Genomic DNA, 17,692 nt, shown 5'->3' on the forward strand with positions numbered 1-17,692 from the left:
GCTTTAATTTTAAAAATGATGATATATTATCCAATTCTAATGAAGAATTTGATGATGAGCAAATAATGTCTTCTAATATATATGATTTGGATATTCGTTCCAGTTTATTTCTTAGGGATATCTCAACTCCTGGACGAAATATTATTTATTATCATCAAGAACTTGAAAATGATTTTAAGGAGTATGGAAAACGTAAATCATTAAGTAATAATTATTTTAATGAAATCAAAGATTTATTTCTTCGGAATTCTGAAGAATTCACTCAAATAATGTTTGATTTAAAAGATAAATTGTCGAAGTCTCAATTGGGATTTGATATAGTTGTAGGGCATGGCGAAGAATTTTCAGGTTATATGCAAGATATGATTGATGATGGAATAATTTCTAAAAATAAAGCTCAGAAAATTAAGGATGTTTTAACAGAAGAATATGAACATGGTGAAGTTACAGATGATGGAATAATCACCCGTTTTAACTTTTTCCTAAACGATTTGGATTCACAAATAGACATATTGGATATTTTTCAGTTGAATACAAATATATGTCCATATTGTTACAACCCAATAAATTTATCGGACGAATCATGTCAAATCTGCGGTTATAATCTGTTTTATGAACCCGATTCTGATTTTATAGATGATGATTTTGGAGATAGATTAATCATTGATGAAGGAAATACATTCTCTTCCTTGTCGGAATTATTAGAAAGATTAGATTGGAAATATAAGCTTCAAAATATTAATTATGGAAAAGAATATCCTACAAGTTATGATTTAGATCAATTTAAAATTTTAAAATTCATTGATGAATATTATAATTTAGATTTGGCATTTCTTATAATAAACAATCTAAAATTGCCTCAAGACATATTTTCTGAATTGTTATTTAGTGAAGGATATGTTACTTATGAAATTACTAAAGAAAATTGGTCTGATTTTGCTAATAATGATTTAACAGTCGATGAATTGAAAGATATTTTAAGGAATAATGGATTAAAAGTTTCAGGAAGAAAACAGGAGTTAATTGATAGAATTGGTGAAAGTGATATTTCATTGGATGAATTTGTCTCAGATAAGTTATTTTTAACCCGAAAGGGTAAAGATTATTTAAATGATTATTCATGGATTGAACTTTACATGAATTTTTTAAGCAAGTTTGATTTCGATGATTTTAAAAGATTTCATGATGTTAATGATGGGAATTTCAATGTAATCGTTTCAAAATATCTTGATGAACATATTAAACTGGCTAAGAAGAAAATGGATTTTGATTATTTGATAAATTGTTTTTCTGCTAAAGCAATATTTGCAGAATTGGATGAAAATCTAGATGATGCACTAAAATGGGAAATGATAAGATTTTGTTTATCAATCAATCCAGTCTATTTGGATAAATCTTATTATAAGTATTATATGCCGTTAAACCAAGAAAATATAGGTAATTTAAGGTTATTGAAAGATGAATTTTCAATTGAAATTTTAAAGGAGTCATTTGAAAAATCTTGGGATTATTTTAAGTTTAATAGGAGTATTGTTTCAAAAGATGATGCTAAAATCCTTCTTGAAAGACTATTGAATAATCATGAAGATTTGAAATTAATTAATAAAGAAGTTAAAGATAGGTACTTTAGGAAAAATCGAATTGACGATACTCTTCAGACGGATTTAAATGATTATTTTAAATAATTTGTAGTTGGATTTTCATGGTTTAAATTCCTCTTTAAACTCTTTATAGAAATTATAATCACTTATCAATTGGTTTTTAACAAAGTTGGTTAATTCATCATCTTTTAAATTGTCAAGGGAGCCCTCAATTTCTATAAATTTATTTTCATTGTCTGGAACTTCTTCATTTGACAATAGGTGGAGACATGCGGCCATATGTTTACAGGATTGCTCACCACATTCGCATGAAATGGAATCAACATATTTATCGTCACATAATTTAATTTTTACTTTAAACTTGTAATCATCTAAAACAATTGCATTAACCGTGTTTCCCTTTTTCTCAATAAATTTGACACGTCCTGATTTGTAATAGTTTTTACCAGTTCCGTTTTCACGATAGTGAAAATCCAGTTGCCACTCATATCCATCAATCATAAAATCACTTCATTTAAATAATTTTTACATAAACACTATTTATCTAATCAGTAAATATATATTTATATGAAAGGTTGGCAGTTAAGTTTTGAGGAGAAATCATTAGATGAAGCAGAAAATTGTGAAGTAGAAATTACACATGTTGAAGATGGGGAAATTATTGCCAAAGTTGATGATTTTGAAGTAATAGCCCCAATTGTTTTTCACTCTCCTCATTATGTTTCATGTAACTGCAAATCAGAATATACTTGCAAACATGAAGCAGCATTAATATTTTACATTGAAAAAACCCCGGAATTGTTAAAAGGCAGTCAAAGTGAAAATGATTTGATAAGTTCAATTGATGAAAATCAGCTTCGTGATTTTCTGAAAAATGAGATGAAACAAAATCCAAAACTTAAAAAGGCTTTTTTAGATAAATTTGGCCAAGAATCTGTAATTGATAAACAGTATTACATTGATAAATTAAATCAAGTATTTTGCTCAGGTGAAGACAGATCCTTTGCAGATTTTGGAATTTACAATATTGACATGATGGAATATGCATTATATGAGTTCATGAACAATGAACTGCCAAAAATACTTGGGATGAGAGAACATTCATTTGCATGTAGTTTAGTTGAAAAGATAGCTGAAATATTGGGGGATGATTTGGCAGTATGTCATGATTCATGGTATGGATTGGTGGAAGATTTCATGGAGTATGTTTATATTTTGGAAGATTCAATTTATCTAACTTCAGATGAGAGAAAATCACTTGAAAGAGCTACAAGTGAAATAGTAAGTTATTTATAATTAAATTGCATGATTACTTTTTAATATTTTACAGACGTCTGAATAGTTAATTTTATATATTATGTTTTTTTCACAATAATTTTATGAAATGGGGTCAATTTTGAACCTAAAACTTTAAATAGGTCATGAATAATAAATTATTTTCATGTATTACTACAAATTTGAGTCAGTAGATTTTGAAGAGCAATATGCTTTTGAACTAATGTACTGGAAAAAATTCACTTCAAAAGAATTGGATGAAATGGTTATAAAAGCAATCAAAACATATGTCGAAGAAGATTACGATACTTATCTAAATTTTCCATGTCATTTGGATATTGGTGTTTTGTTTTTTGATGAAAGCCTTCAAAATACATTAGTTAAAATGTTCGGCTTTAAAAAAATTGATTTTGAAAGTAGAGTGGAATATGGTGGTGAATCATTATTCAGTGACGATTTTCGCCATAGGGATAGAAAAAATTTTAAAGAAATTTTAAAAGATGTTAAAGTTCCAAAATGTGAAAGTTGTAATGAAGTGAACTGTTTAATTGAAAACGAAAGGTTTTAAACTTAAATATAAATTAATGGGATTTGATAATCATGGGATTGACTCCTCAACAAACTTTGTTATATTTGGAGAAATACATTTATTATGAAGTTTATTTTAACGGTAAAAGATATGGTTTTTGCAGTGAATATGATAAAAATGAATTTGAAGAAAAATATCCAAATAAATTTGTTTTTAAAGAGTTTAACTTTAATTATGATGATTTATTATTTGCGTCCAGATTAGAAAAATTAATAAAGTTATTGGAATCCGATCCGAAAAAAATTGATGAAGAATTAAAAACTAAAAATATAAGTGATATTCTTTAACTGGGTTAAATTTATTTCTTTCAAAGATTAGTAATGGATTAGAATTCATAATGGGATTATCTAAAATTTGGGGTCGACATATTCCCAAATTTCTTCAAAACTAGTTTTCACACCTAATTTTGTGTACTCGCGAACAAGTGTGTTGATATCCCTTTCAAGAAGTTCTTTTGAAATAGGGTTGTCCAAAACCACTGATTGTGAAACATCAATTATGACAGGTTCTTCATTTAGGTTTAGGATGTTGTAGTTGGATAGATCTCCATGAACCAATTTTGCTTCATTTACAAATAGCTTCAGTTGTACAAGCAGCTTATTGAAAAATTCTTCAGGATTGTGTGGGGGCTGGTTTTTAACTGGCTGTGCGGGGTTTCCTTCTTCATCACCTATAAATTCTATAAGCAGGACATTGTTGGAACTTGTAATGGGTTGTGGAACTTTTACTCCTGCATTGTATAATCTTGTCAGGTTTTTAAATTCCTTTGTAACCCAAGAATAGATGATTTTCCTTTTGTTTTTGGTTTTAATGTTGAATCTAGGATCGCCTTTCAGGTAATAGTCCATCTTTTTAAAATCTGAAGTGGCTATCCTGTAAATTTTGACCGCTACAAATTGTTCATCATCGGTAACTCCCGTAAGAACATTTGCTTCCTTGCCGGTACTGATGGCCCCATTTAAAATATCTATGTGGCCCTGGTTAGCTAATTTGTACAGAGTTTCCAGCGTTAGCTTATCAAAAATTTCATTTCCGACCTTTCTGTCTGAACTGTCCTTTTTTCTTTTTTGTGAATGTAATTTCTGGTATTTTGCATCTGCTTTAGCTACTTTGCGATCCATTTAAATCAAAAAAATAAGTTATAAAAAGGCTTACATTTTAAGATAGCCTTTTCTTTCAAGCCAATTGGATTCGGTTTTTGTGTACCTCCAAATTACATCAGCTTTTTCATCGGATTGAAAGTCCCATGGTTTTACAAGGATTACATCCCCTTCACGAATCCAAATACGTTTTTTCATTTTTCCAGGGATTCTGGTCATTCTTATATTTCCATCAGCACAACGGACTTTTAATTTTCCGTGTCCCATAATTTGTTCAACTACTCCAGGTATTTCTCCTTTTTTAGGAGTTCTTACTCTTCTATACTCTTGTTGTTGATTTTGATTAGGCTTAGACAAATACTCTCCTCCAAATAATAATACGTTTCTCCATAAGATTAAATTATTTATATATTTATTGATATACTATATATTAATTTATTGGATTTTATATGAAAGGCGTTAATTATGGGAACTGAATTTTTAAAAATTAAAGAATGTGATGAAGCTATTGATATCATTCAAAAATTGTTTGATGATAATTTAAAACCTCAAAGTGAAGAAATTGATGTTAGTGAAGCTTATGGAAGAATTTTATTCGAGGATGTTTATTCAAGAATGGATTTCCCTCCATTTGATAAAGCACTAAAAGATGGATTTGCTATTCTTTCAAGCGACAGTTTTGGAGCTTCAGAAGAGTCTCCAAACACTTTGGATGTAATTGACTTTTTAGAGGCAGGTTCAACCACTGATAAAAAAGTCGAAAAGGGTAAGTGCATTGAAATCAGCACTGGTGCTGCAATGCCTGAAGGTGCTGAAGCTGTTGTAATGGTCGAATATGCTGAAAAATTTGATGATAAGGTCAATTTATTAACTACAGCCACTCCGTCTCAGGATGTTGCCAAAAAAGGATCTGACATTGAAGAAGGCAAGCTGATTCTAAAGAAGGGGGACTTTTTAAATCCCGGTAAAATTGGAGTTTTACTTTCACAGGGTTTTGAAACTATTGAAGTTTATAAAAAACCTACTGTGGGCATAGTCTCTTCCGGTAATGAGATTACACTTCAGGGCGAAGAGCTTGAATATGGAAAAATCTATGATGTAAATGGCGGAATGATTAAATCCGATGCCATTTCCTGTGGTGCCGATGCTAGATTTTTAGGCGTCATGAGGGATGATTATGATGAAGTGAAAGAAAAAATCACGGAATCCCTAAAAGAAGTTGACATATTATTCTGTTCTGGTGGAACTTCAGCAGGCCTTGGGGATGTCTTGAAGCATGTTTTGGATGAGTTGGGTGAAGTTCACATTCATGGAATTTCAGTACAGCCAGGCAAACCAACTATTGTTGGTGTCATTAATGAGAAGATTGTCATTGGACTTCCGGGAAATCCGGTTTCCGCTTTAATGATATTCAATGCATTTGTTGCAGAGCCGCTGTCAAGATTGGCGGGTATCGATAATGACTTTGAATTGAAAACAGTTAGGGGGATCATGACTCGCAGAATCCATTCTCAAGTCGGAAGAATGCAATATCAGCTCGTTAAAGTTGATGGTAGTGAAGTGCATCCTATTTTTAAAGATTCCGGAGCGATTTTCTCTCTTTCCACCGCAGACGGTTATGTCAGAATTCCTAAATTGGTGGAACTATTGGATGAAGGGGAAGAAGTAGAAGTTTATTTATTTAATTAAAAGCATAATTAAAGTAAGGTGTAACTATGGATTATGAAGTAAAGATAATTCCAGAACAAAAATTAGGAGTTATTAATTATAAGGGTCCGATCACTGATTTGGACATTTTGGTTTCTAAGATAATGGGTTGGGTTGATGCCGAAGAAATAGAATATGAAGGCCAACCATTTGTTGTTTATTTCTCCCCGAGACATGAAGTAAATCAGGGGGATGCCGTATATGATGTTAGTATTGTAATTAAGGAAGATGCAGATGAAAAGGATATGATTCGTGTCGTTGATATGATAGAGAATAAAGTTTTATCAGGAATACACTATGGTCCCTCAGACAATATTTTGGACACTTATGCGGAACTGGTGGATGTCGCCCAAAAAAATAACTATCATATCATCGGTTCTCCAAAAGAGGTTCTAATAAAGAATTTCCATAATTGTGATGATGAAAAAGATTTTGTAACTGAAATTCAATTGCCTATTATAGAAATGTAAGGTGATGTCATGTCTAAAGAAGAGATAGATATTGATGAGGAAATCGAAAAGATTTCAAGAAAGACAAATATTAACATTAGAAAATCTGAATTTGCTTTTGAAAAGCAAATAAAAAGATTGGATAATGATATAGATAAAATTACCAATCAAAAGATTAAAGATTTTGATGAATATAAAAAAGATTTGGGAAATTATTTGGCTACAGACTATTCTTCATCAACCATTGACAGATATAGAGAAAAATTAAAGAAAATTTAATATTTTCTCTCTTTTTTTAATTCTGCCCAACAACTCTTAAGTCATGCACTAATAGTTTAGGGATGATGAATGACCCATATTGTTTAATTTCTGTGTTTAGACCTTCTACTTTTTTCATGATTTCAAAGATATTTCCGGAAATCATTGCCTTATTAATTGGGTCAGTCAATTCTCCATTTTCTATTTTGAATGCATTGCTCGCTTCCACTGAAAAGTCACCGGAAATTGGATTTGCCGTGTGGGCTCCAAGCACGCTGGTAGTCAGCATTCCTTTGTCAATTTCAGATAAATCCTTCATTTCGCTGAATTTAAACTCAAGATTTGATGGAGAAATCATTGGTGTTGTCAAATAGCTTCCTCGATATCCATTTGATGTGGATTCAACACATTCTTTGTTGGCGGTGTAAATGTCGTATAGGAATGAATTTAAAACACCATCCTTGATTAGGTCAGTTTGTTTTGAAACGCTTCCCTCCCCATCACATTTTGATGAATACATACCTTTTTCCAAAAGGGGATTGTCAATAATTGAAAGTGTCGGATTTGCTATTTCACTGCCGATCTTGTCTTTTAGTATGGATCTTCCCCTTCTTACATTTTCACCGTCAAATGCATTTAAGAATGTTTGAAGAAGTCCGGTTGCAGCATAATAATCTAATGCAACATCATAATCGTTGGTTTCAATAGGTTTAGTGTCAAGGGAACTTTTAGCCAAGTCACATACTTCATTTGCTAATTTTTCACCATCCAAGTCGTAGAATCTTGAGGATACAGAATTGTAGGCGGTTGCAATTTGGCCTTCTTTTTGGATGGTTACAGACAATCCCATGCCGAAGCCGGTTCCTACATTTTCAATGGAAACTCCATTCGAATTCATGATTAATGATTTGCCGGCGCTTGCGGAAAATCCTGACCCTGTTACTTCACATCCGCTGTCGCTTGCCTGTGAGATAACACTTTTCAATAATTCGACGGATTCATCAACATCCAAATCATTGAATTTTTTATCATAAACATCTTTGACATCGTGTACGGGTCCCACTTGTGAAAATGCATAGTTTTCATCAGATTTATTTAACTTGCTGTTTTCAATGGCCTGCTTGGCGGTTTTGGCTATTTTTTCCAAGTTTGAAGTGAATGCAAAACCAATCTTGTTATCTTTGATTACCCGAATGCCAATTCCTTTTTCTATTTCCTCTTTTGCAAAATTCAATTCTTCTTTTCTGGAATCGAGTTCTATTGATTTTGATTCATCAAGATATATTTCGTAAGCATCACAATCGTTTTCCACTTCTTTTTTTGCAATTTCCGCTATTTCATATAACATATTATCACTATAGTGCAAATTTTTCAATGGCTTCAGCCACTCCATCACCAAAGAATTTTTCACATGTGTATGTGCTCATTTCCTTTAATTTTTCTTCAGCATTGCCGACAGCTATTTTATAACCTGCCTGTTTTAGGAAATCCTCATCGTTCTGGCTATCTCCAATAGCCATCACATTTTCCATATTTATTCCATTTCTTTCACATAGATATTTAAGTGAAGTTCCTTTATTCACTCTTTTGTCGGTTATGTGGAGCGCAAAGCCGCTGTCATAAATTTCAAGCTGTTCTAAATATTTAAAATCTTTAAGGGCATCTTCAAGTTCTTCCCGTTTTATGGTTTTGTAGAATACGGTTTCTGTTAATCTGTACATGTTGTCATGGGATGCATGCCGGTTGAATTTTTCACCTAATTTTTCCTTAAGGTGTGATTCGGCAGAGTTAACGAAGTCTCTTTCGACTAATGTTTCAACGGCGTTGTTGTTTTCTCCTTCTTTAAAAACAATTCCTCCGTTTTCTGCTACAAGCCCACCGCTACAACCAATAAGCACCTCTGTTGCATATGCATAATTCACTACATTCCCGGTAACGATTATTGTTGGGATTCCTTTTGCTTCGGCTTTTCTTAAAGCTTCAATGGCGGATATGCATATTTGTCTTTTTTCGTCAGTTATTGTTCCGTCGATGTCTACTGCTATTGCTTCTATAGTCATATTATCCCTTTCTTTTTGAGTATCTGTGTGCAATATTGCAGGTTCCTTCTTTACTTACCATGCATGCACCGATTGGATGGAGTGGGTTGCATTCATTTCTGAATAGCTTACAATCTTCGGGACGGGCAAGTCCTCTTAAGATAGGTCCACATATGCATCCTTTTGGAGCTTCTGTAACATCCTTTACTTCAATGTCATATTTTTCACGGGCATTGAATTCACTAAATTCATCTTTGATTTCTAAGATTGAATTCGGAATTTTGGGAAATCCTCTCCATTCGCGGGAAGTCACATCAAATACTTGCTCAATCATGTCCTGGGCAATCACATTTCCTTCTTCACGCACTGCTCTTGAATATTCATTATCAATTTTCGGTGTTTCATTATGAATCTGTCTTAAAATCATATAGACAGACATTAATATGTCTAAAGGATTAAATCCAGCTACGGCCTGTGGAATTCCGAAGTCTGTTGAGAAGTACTCGAAGGGTCTGGTTCCTATTATTGTACAGACATGTCCCGGTTGAATTAAAGCGTTTAAGTTGGTTTGCCCGGAATTAATTAAAAAGTCAATTGCCGGTGGTATTAGTCTGTGGCATGAAAGTATTGAGAAGTTTTCTGGCGGTTTTGATAATATTTCCGCTGCGGTTGTTGGTGCAGTGGTTTCAAATCCCGCTGCAATAAATACTACATCATTATCTTCCTTTTCAGCTATTTCAATAGCTCTGTTAATTCCATATACTACTCTTACATCTCCCCCTTCAGCTTTTGCATCTGCAAGTGACGAATTTGAACCGGGAACTCTTAACATGTCTCCAAAGGTGGTGATTGTAACTCCTTTGTCAATAAGTTCTAAAGCTTCATCAATTTCACGTGACGGAACTACACAAACAGGACATCCTGGACCTGCAACAATTTCCACTTCGTCAGGAAGGAGGCTTCTTATCCCATTTTCCATTATTGTGTGTTCGTGAGAGCCGCAGACGTGCATTATCTTTACGGGTGTGGCTAAATTATTTATTCTATCTATTAATTCTTTTGACATATTTTTCATATTAACACCGAAGATTTAATATTATATTATAGATATATTATTCTATTAGATTAATTAAATTTTATTGTAATTTTTAGGGATTGATATGTTTGATAATAATAAAATTTTGGTAGTTATTCCGGCTCGGGGCGGTTCTAAGGGAATTCCTCGTAAGAACATTAGGCTGTTAAACAATAGGCCTTTAATTTCTTATGCAATCGGCACTGCCAGGTCATCTCAGTATGTGGATGATGTTGTATTAACTACTGATGACTCTGAAATTGCATTAATTGCTGAAAAGTTTGGTGCTAGCGTTGTCAGGCGTTCTCATAATTTGTCTGATGATAATATACCTTTAGAGCCAGTTATTTATAATGCAATGGTTCAAAAAGAAAAATTGGCTTTTGATGAATATGATATTGTGATTACTCTTCAACCCACTTCTCCATTAATCAAACCATCAACTTTAGATAATGCTATTGAAAAATTTAAAGATTTTTCTGTTGACAGCGTGATTTCTGTTGTGGATGATAGGCATTTGAATTGGGGATATGATGAGGATAACAATAGGTATTTCCCAATTTATTCTCAACGGGTTGATAGGCAGCTTTTGCCGAAATCATTTAAAGAAACCGGAGCTATTTTAGCTACAAGAAGGTCTTTTGTTCATGAAGATTCTTGTCTTGGGACAAACGTTGATTTAATTGAGGTATCACGGGAAGAAAGTGTTAACATTGAAAACTTTGAGAATTGGTCTATTGCAGAAAATTATCTCCAAAAGAAGAGGATAGCCATTGTGGTAAATGCCAATAATGAAATTGGGACCGGCCATGTTTATAGGTGCCTGTCAATCGCCTCCAGGTTATTTTTCCATGATGTTTTATTTTTGCTTGATGGCTCTCATCAATTGGGAATTGATATTTTAGATCGTTATAAGTTCCCTTATGAGGTTTATAAGGGTGATGATGATTTGTTTAATAAATTAGCTCAATATGGTCCTCATATTGTTATTAATGATATTTTGGATACTACAACCGATTATATTCTCAAGCTGAGAAGTTATGGTTATTTTGTTGTTAATTTTGAGGATTTGGGCAAGGGCAGTGAGGTTGCCGATATGGTTTTTGATTCATTATATGAGCATGATTTGAATCAAAATCACATTTTCACCGGTCACAAATATTTCATTTTAAAAGATGAATTCTACTTCCAACCTAAAAAGATCATTACTCAAGGAGTAAACAATGTTTTGATTGCTTTTGGAGGAACTGATTCCAACAATTTAACAGAAAAGGTTCTGAATTCCATTCTTAAAACTAATTTTGAAGGCAGAATTAATGTTATCTTGGGATTGGGATATCCTGATAAAGAAGGTCTGATTTCTAAAATAGAATCCAATCATTCCATTCAAGTTTACACGGACGTGCCAAGCATTAGCGAGTTCATGTTTAAAGCAGATATTATATTCACATCTGCAAGTAGGATAATATATGATATTTGCTCATTGGGAGTTCCTACGATTTGCTTATGTCAGACTGAAAGAGAACAAAGTCACGTATTTGCCAGCAATGACAATGGATTCATTAATATGGGTCTTGGAGTGGATGTTGACGAAACAGAAATCATGAATCAATTCATTGAGTTGGTCAACGATTACGACCGTAGAATGGAAATGAATGAAAAAATGTTGTCCATTGACTTGAAGAATGGATTTGAGAATATTCAATCAAGTGTTAAGGAACAATATAGGAATTTTGTCTTAAATAAAAGATTTCAGTAGGTGTTGCTTTTGAGAATATTTAATAAACAACCATTTTTGATTGCAGAGATTGGTGTTAACTTTTATGATATTGCCAAAAAAGAGGGGATATCCGATATGGATGCTGCAAAGCTCATGATTGATGAGGCAAAAAGATGTGGGGTTGATGCAGTTAAGTTTCAATCTTATAAAGCGGAAACCATTGTTTCCCGTAATTCTCAGGATTACTGGGATTTATCGGAAGAACAGATAGTTTCTCAATTTGAAATGTTCAAAAAATTTGATAAATTCGGTGTCGATGAATATCGTGAATTGGCTGAGTATTGTAAGAAGGTAGGTATAATGTTCATGTCAACACCTTTTGATTTTGAGTCTGCCGATTATCTGGATGAATTTATGGATGTTTACAAAATATCTTCTTCAGATTTAACAAATATTCCGTTTATTAAATATGTTGCAAGTAAAAATAAGCCGATTTTACTTTCAACCGGTGCGGCGACCATGAAGGAAATCAAGGATGCCGTTAATGCAATTGAAGATGTGTCACTTGTTGACATTGCTATTATGCATTGCGTTTTATCGTATCCGACCGCTTATGAAGATGCAAATCTATTGATGATTAAGGATTTGGTTAATAGTTTCCCCAATTACGAAATCGGTTATTCTGATCATACAAAACCTGATGTAAATATGGTTGTATTAACAACTGCATATAATTATGGTGCCACAATACTGGAAAAGCATTTTACGTTAGACAAGTCTTTATCCGGCAATGACCATTATCATGCAATGGACCCAAGCGACGTCTATAAATTTAAAAAGAATGTGGTGTTCTTGTCTAAAATTAATGGGCGCATAAATAAGCAGCCATTGATATGCGAATCTTCTGCAAGAAAGGAAGCAAGAAGATCCATTGTCGCAAAAACTGATATCAAAAAAGGGGAAGTCATTTCTAAGTCAAAAATCACATTTAAAAGGCCGGGCACTGGAATTCCTCCGGCGGATTTGGATAATGTCATTGGAAAAACTGCTGCCAAGGATATTTGTGAAGACACTTTAATTGATTTTGAAATGTTGGAATAGTTTCTGTCTCAATGTTTCTTTAGGGTGTTGGTTTCAGGATAAATAAAAAAAGAAGAAAGTTTTAATGAATGATTTAATCATTGATGGTGATGCATTCATTAGGGCACATATCAACACAGGTTTCGCAGTAACTGCATTCATCTGGGTCGTTTATTGTTAATTTTCCGTCTTTGAGAAGTAGTACTTCCATTGGACAAACATCAGTACAATCTCCGCAATTGTCACATTTATCAAAATCTACTATCACTTCAGCCATTTTTTAATCTCCAAAAATTTTTTTGTTGTTTTCTATTAGTATCTCATATGTTTTAAAATTAATGGAATTTCATTCATTTTTTATATTTTTTCAATGTGTTCAACATATTTTAATTAAAATTTGTTATTATGATTAAATTATAATATTTAAAAATAAAAAAAGAAATTAGATTATTTCTGATGAACAATCGGCGGAATAGGTGTTGATTAATACAGCACATTTGTCGATTGTTTCAGGATCTAATTTAATAGTGCTTGTTTGGATTTTATTCAACAATTCTTCAATAAATAAGTCTTCATCGGTTAAAGGCATATTTATTACAACCACTTCATTGTTTATAAATCCGACTAATGGTTCAACAAAGCAATTTCTGATGTTGTTGTCATTAAGGAAATTAATCAAATCTTCTCCTAGGCTCAATGCTTTTTGTTTAATTTTATTGTCCTGAGAGAATTTTGCTTGCTTGGTTGTGTATCTGAATCTTCTAATGTTGTTGGTAGTTCGGATTTCTTCAATCTTTTCTTCTTCAGATTCACTTGACCCAATCAAATTCAGGTTTTCATTTTCAGATTCTAGTCTGAGTTTTGGATTGTATTTCTGTGAGAGAAGTGCATAAATTCCAGTTGGACCTACGACTAAATGGTTGATACTTGATGGGGATGTTGGAGTTTTAACATTGTAAAAGACATAGTAGTCATCAGGCAAGGTTAATAAATGTTCTCTGATAATTCTTGTTCTTTTTTCATATTCTTTTACATCACGAGTTTTATATAATCCATAACATAAAATAATTACTCCAATGAATAGGGTAACAATACCAATACCGCTGTTAATAAGTAATATTTCGATTATACTTAAAACAAAAATAACTGCTCCAATACCTATTATTGTTGAAGTTGTGTCCATATTTTTAATATCAAATTTGAAATCCGGATCTTTAGTAATCTCTTCTTTAGGTTCACTGGTTCCCATGCTTGGTTCTTTTAGACTGAATCTATCAAGAAAACTTCCGCTAGGTGTTGGTTCATCATAAGTATTTGGATAATATTCGCGCATTCCTTTCATGAATTCATCTTTAAGAAAATTCTTTAAGATGTTGTAATCATTTGTTTTGGGCACGGCAAATTCTCTTCCAAATTTTGATAAAACTGATTTAGGTATGGTAGTTCTTGCAGTTTTACTATTAAGATCTTCTCCTGCTTCTTTTTTCTCATCATCAGCAATTTGCAGCAAATGCTCTTCAGAAAAGAAGTTTTCGAGTCTATTGGTAAATGACTTTAAGGATAGGTTATCTTTAGTTCTGGTTTCAGTTTCTTCAGGTGTTTGTTCTTGAGTCTGGTTTTGTGCCCTGAATTTTTCAGCTTCTTTTTGTCTTTCTTGGAGATAATTATCAAGTTCCTCATTCATGTTGTCATCAAGATATCTTAGAGAACCTCCACAACTATCACACTCATAATCAAGTATGTTATCACTACTTTTTATCTTATATTTCAGTCCACAGTCTTCACATTGGACAATATAGGAATTATCATACTTGAATGAATCCATAAAAGAAGAGCGGGATTTTTTACCATCATCAGAATACTCTTCTAAATATTCTAACTCTCCTGCACATGAAGAACACTCGAATGTAGTTATGTCGTCATCATCATCGAGTTGGTATTTTGCACCACAGTTCTTACAGCATACAACTTTCATATTATCCTCTTTAATGCATTTTTATGTTATTTATTTTTTTATTTTTTTTATTATATATCTTTCTAAAAATTAGTATAAACATGTTTGATATATGTCGAAAATTTGTTTTTCAATTTTATTCCAATCATATTTTGTTTCAATCAGGGTTCTGCCGGATATTCCAAATTTTTTACATAACATTTCATCATTTAATAATATTTCAAAGCAATTAGCCAATTCTTCTTCGTTAAATTCGCATGTAAGCCCCGCTCTGTTTTCTACCCAATCATGAATATGATTGTTTTTAGTTAAAATAAGTGGTTTGCAGCAGGCCATAGCTTCAAGCCCGCTTGTTGTAAATGACTCGTATCTTGAGGGCATAACAAAGATGTCACAATCAACCAATGCTTCTTTTTTTGCATCACCAGTTAAAACTCCTGGAAAAATCACCTTATCTTCGATATTAAATTGTTTTATCAATGTTTGGATTTCATTTAGAAATCCATAATCTCTGCCAATGATTGCTAATTTCACATTTTCCTTTGAAATTTTATTAAATGATTTAATCAATAAATCCAAGCCTTTAATTTCATGGATTCTTCCAAGGAACATGATTAATTTTTCACTTTCATTGATTCCATACTTGGATTTAAATTTGCCTTTTTGTGGCAGTGTTTTATATTCCTCCAGATTGATTCCAAGAGGAACAATTTCAATTTTTGGTTGCGAAACGCCCATTTTTAGGTATTGTTGTTTTTCAACTTCTGTCAGGGCAAAAACTTTGCTTGCATTGTATAAAATATCAAATCCCTCTATTTCGTCAAAAATTTCCTTTAGTTTTTCTTTTTGGAAAAATGGAAGAACAGATCCGTGGGCCTGTAACACATATGGAATATTATTTTTTATAGCATACCTATGTGCTGCAACTGCTAGGGAGTGCCTATGTTCATGGATATGGATAATATCAAAATTCGCAATTGTTTTTTTCAAATAACTTATCGAACTTATTGGTGTATCGATTGTAAGTCTATTTTTAACAATATTTGAGATATTTTTAAAGTAGAAAACTTTTATTCCATCAACATCAACATTGTAGTTGTCTTTAAATTTTAATCTTTCCTGACAGCCATCAGTAGTATATACACAAACATCATGTCCCTTTTCCACTTGTTTTTTAGCTATTTGATATGATGCATTCACCACGCCTCCTGCTGAAAAGCAGGGTGCAAAAGAAGGAACTATATGTAAAATATTCATTTTAAACACTTATTTTTTCATATAGGTATATTCTATCAATATTTTTTATCTCATTATAGTTATTCAACCCATCTATTTTAACATGTGAGATATAATAACTCACATTGCTCTCATCTATTTTTTCAGGGTTGTTGGCAGGGATTCCCGTTACATTTTCACCTAAATACCATAGATAAGGTCGGACATTGTAAACACCAATTTTGCATTTTTGATAATCCGGATTTTCATGAATTATATATTCGCTTATTTCTTGGGGGGCTGTAAAATCATTTGTTTGTTCAAATGTAAAGCAGAAGGTGAAACCCTGTACCAAAAATAGTATTATCAAAACGATAGGGATTATATTCTTGTTTATTTTGACTTTTTCATTGATTAGTTCAATACTTGCTAAAATCAAATAAATCAAAGGAGGAATTGCTGAAATTATATATCTATTGACTTTAAGGGAATAGTAGCTATAGAAAATCAGATTAACCAAAATCCAACTTAACATCATAAGGCCCATTTGATTTTTGCTGTTCCGTCCGATTAGGAATAATCCAAGGAATGTAATTGAAATGGTTACAACAGAACTGGTTCTGTTGAATGTTAAAATAGCTATTATGAATAATGCAAGAGGAATCAGTTTTTCTTTATTTAGTTCATAATCTCTTTTTAAAATAAATATTATGCTTCCAATAGTCAAGATTCCCACAATCAGGAAGGATAATACAGTTGGATTTTCCAAATGAGGGGTCATATGATCATAGGTAACTTTTGATGAAGAAATGAAGTTTAAAAAATTGGTTAGGTAATATCCCACATCCGTTGTATATGCCGGGTCGACAGTACGACCGTGATTTCCTCCAATTCCACTTGAAATTTGGCTAGTTGGTTCAAAACTTCCATGCCCCATGTTTATTACAGGAATCAGGATAATAGCTGAAAGTAATCCTGCTATTAAAGCGCCAATGATAATGTATTTTAAATCCTGTTTTTCAATTTTAAATCCTTTTTTGTATAGGTAATATAGAATTAAGACAGGCAGGATAAATATTATCTGGTATCTTGTAAAAAATGCAATGGCAAATGCTGGAAATGCAAAAAGGTAATATTTCGGATTTTTATCGACTGCCAGAATTAAAAAAATAACTGTCCAGATTGTGATGCTCACACCGGGAATATCGATGGTGCCATTGGCTAACCAGGTCAAATTAAGCGCAAATGTTGCATATAGGATAACTCCTGTTAAACTCAATACGCTATCAAATTTTATTCTTAAAAGAAAATAAAGGCCTATATTTCCAATAATTGCAAATAAACCGGTTATTATAAGAATGGATGTTGCATCTTTAATTCCAATTGTCATCAATATTGATGTTAAAAAACATATTACGGGGGATAGATAAATATTATTGGTGGATTGGATATTGTGGCCAGTATAATAAACTGCATTTAGAAGATAAACATAAACATCACTACAGTAAATCCCTAAATTTTGGTTGAATTTAATATAATATCCGGTTAGTATTACACTAAATAAGGTAATTAATATTAGAATATATTTATCCTTCTTATCAAGTGAAAATTCTTCTAGAAACATACTCAA

The 17,692-nt window shown here is 32.3% G+C and carries 19 protein-coding genes; 9 read left to right on the forward strand and 10 right to left on the reverse strand.

The window, feature by feature from the left end:
- The coding region (locus ACKI4K_RS05555) for an SAP domain-containing protein (RefSeq protein WP_407423086.1) at nt 1-1,685 on the forward strand (1,685 nt) is incomplete at its 5' end.
- A 15-nt stretch (nt 1,686-1,700) separates the two neighbouring features.
- Here the strand turns inward: ACKI4K_RS05555 and ACKI4K_RS05560 are convergent.
- Nucleotides 1,701-2,102: an SWIM zinc finger domain-containing protein gene (locus tag ACKI4K_RS05560; protein ID WP_407423088.1), complete on the reverse strand. Its 402-nt coding sequence runs from the start codon at nt 2,100-2,102 to the stop codon at nt 1,701-1,703.
- Nucleotides 2,103-2,168: 66 nt separating this feature from the next.
- On the opposite strand from ACKI4K_RS05560, the gene ACKI4K_RS05565 reads away from it, so the two are divergent.
- The 3 genes from ACKI4K_RS05565 to ACKI4K_RS05575 all read left to right on the forward strand — a co-directional run bounded on the left by ACKI4K_RS05565 (nt 2,169) and on the right by ACKI4K_RS05575 (nt 3,752).
- Entirely contained in the window at nt 2,169-2,897 is a 729-nt protein-coding gene (locus ACKI4K_RS05565; RefSeq protein WP_407423090.1) for a hypothetical protein, read from the forward strand.
- 145 nt (nt 2,898-3,042) lie between these two features.
- Nucleotides 3,043-3,444, forward strand: a complete 402-nt coding sequence (locus tag ACKI4K_RS05570) for a hypothetical protein (RefSeq protein ID WP_407423092.1) — start codon at nt 3,043-3,045, stop codon at nt 3,442-3,444.
- 32 nt (nt 3,445-3,476) lie between these two features.
- Nucleotides 3,477-3,752, forward strand: coding sequence for a hypothetical protein (locus tag ACKI4K_RS05575; RefSeq protein ID WP_407423094.1), 276 nt, complete (start codon nt 3,477-3,479; stop codon nt 3,750-3,752).
- 60 nt (nt 3,753-3,812) lie between these two features.
- On the opposite strand, the gene ACKI4K_RS05580 is transcribed toward ACKI4K_RS05575, so the two are convergent.
- Both ACKI4K_RS05580 and eif1A read right to left on the reverse strand, forming a co-directional pair.
- Nucleotides 3,813-4,586, reverse strand: coding sequence for a serine protein kinase RIO (locus tag ACKI4K_RS05580; protein ID WP_407423096.1), 774 nt, complete (start codon nt 4,584-4,586; stop codon nt 3,813-3,815).
- A 30-nt stretch (nt 4,587-4,616) separates the two neighbouring features.
- Nucleotides 4,617-4,922: a translation initiation factor eIF-1A gene (eif1A, locus tag ACKI4K_RS05585; protein WP_292793457.1), complete on the reverse strand. Its 306-nt coding sequence runs from the start codon at nt 4,920-4,922 to the stop codon at nt 4,617-4,619.
- Nucleotides 4,923-5,030: 108 nt separating this feature from the next.
- On the opposite strand from eif1A, the gene glp reads away from it, so the two are divergent.
- From glp to ACKI4K_RS05600, 3 genes are read left to right on the forward strand one after another with little or no spacing between them, the layout of a single operon-like run.
- A complete protein-coding gene (gene glp, locus ACKI4K_RS05590; RefSeq protein ID WP_407423098.1) occupies nt 5,031-6,254 on the forward strand; it encodes a gephyrin-like molybdotransferase Glp in 1,224 nt (407 codons plus the stop codon).
- 26 nt (nt 6,255-6,280) lie between these two features.
- Nucleotides 6,281-6,742: a GyrI-like domain-containing protein gene (locus tag ACKI4K_RS05595; RefSeq protein WP_407423100.1), complete on the forward strand. Its 462-nt coding sequence runs from the start codon at nt 6,281-6,283 to the stop codon at nt 6,740-6,742.
- 9 nt (nt 6,743-6,751) lie between these two features.
- Entirely contained in the window at nt 6,752-7,000 is a 249-nt protein-coding gene (locus tag ACKI4K_RS05600) for a hypothetical protein (protein WP_407423102.1), read from the forward strand.
- Between the two features lie 16 nt (nt 7,001-7,016).
- Here ACKI4K_RS05600 and ACKI4K_RS05605 read toward each other — a convergent pair whose 3' ends face one another.
- The 3 genes from ACKI4K_RS05605 to hypD are packed head-to-tail and all read right to left on the reverse strand — an operon-like array spanning nt 7,017 to nt 10,093.
- Nucleotides 7,017-8,327 (reverse strand): TldD/PmbA family protein, encoded by a 1,311-nt coding sequence (locus tag ACKI4K_RS05605; RefSeq protein ID WP_407423104.1) that lies wholly within the window; start codon nt 8,325-8,327, stop codon nt 7,017-7,019.
- 7 nt (nt 8,328-8,334) lie between these two features.
- Complete coding sequence (locus ACKI4K_RS05610; RefSeq protein WP_407423106.1) at nt 8,335-9,039, reverse strand: phosphoglycolate phosphatase; 705 nt, start codon at nt 9,037-9,039, stop codon at nt 8,335-8,337.
- 1 nt (nt 9,040) lies between these two features.
- Nucleotides 9,041-10,093 (reverse strand): hydrogenase formation protein HypD, encoded by a 1,053-nt coding sequence (hypD, locus tag ACKI4K_RS05615; RefSeq protein WP_407423108.1) that lies wholly within the window; start codon nt 10,091-10,093, stop codon nt 9,041-9,043.
- Nucleotides 10,094-10,178: 85 nt separating this feature from the next.
- Between hypD and ACKI4K_RS05620 the strand changes: the two genes are divergently transcribed.
- On the forward strand, nt 10,179-11,852 hold the full coding sequence (locus ACKI4K_RS05620) for a cytidylyltransferase domain-containing protein (RefSeq protein ID WP_407423110.1): 1,674 nt from the start codon (nt 10,179-10,181) through the stop codon (nt 11,850-11,852).
- The gene (locus ACKI4K_RS05625; protein WP_407423112.1) at nt 11,853-12,914 is read left to right on the forward strand and encodes an N-acetylneuraminate synthase family protein; all 1,062 of its coding nucleotides are present in this window, start codon (nt 11,853-11,855) and stop codon (nt 12,912-12,914) included.
- A 73-nt stretch (nt 12,915-12,987) separates the two neighbouring features.
- Here the strand turns inward: ACKI4K_RS05625 and ACKI4K_RS05630 are convergent, their stop codons facing one another.
- The 4 genes from ACKI4K_RS05630 to ACKI4K_RS05645 form a co-directional block, all read right to left on the reverse strand.
- The gene (locus tag ACKI4K_RS05630; RefSeq protein WP_407423114.1) at nt 12,988-13,170 is read right to left on the reverse strand and encodes a 4Fe-4S binding protein; all 183 of its coding nucleotides are present in this window, start codon (nt 13,168-13,170) and stop codon (nt 12,988-12,990) included.
- A gap of 165 nt (nt 13,171-13,335) precedes the next feature.
- Nucleotides 13,336-14,868 carry an NERD domain-containing protein gene (locus tag ACKI4K_RS05635; RefSeq protein ID WP_407423116.1) on the reverse strand — a complete coding sequence of 511 codons (1,533 nt, stop codon included), beginning with the start codon at nt 14,866-14,868 and terminating at the stop codon, nt 13,336-13,338.
- A 69-nt stretch (nt 14,869-14,937) separates the two neighbouring features.
- Nucleotides 14,938-16,104 carry a glycosyltransferase gene (locus ACKI4K_RS05640; RefSeq protein ID WP_407423118.1) on the reverse strand — a complete coding sequence of 389 codons (1,167 nt, stop codon included), beginning with the start codon at nt 16,102-16,104 and terminating at the stop codon, nt 14,938-14,940.
- Between the two features lies 1 nt (nt 16,105).
- Nucleotides 16,106-17,692, reverse strand: a 1,587-nt coding sequence (locus ACKI4K_RS05645; protein ID WP_407423120.1) for a glycosyltransferase family 39 protein, incomplete at its 5' end; no start/stop codon positions are given.

Origin of the sequence: Methanobrevibacter sp. (genome assembly GCF_045644645.1) — an archaeon.
Classification (GTDB): Archaea; Methanobacteriota; Methanobacteria; order Methanobacteriales; family Methanobacteriaceae; genus Methanocatella.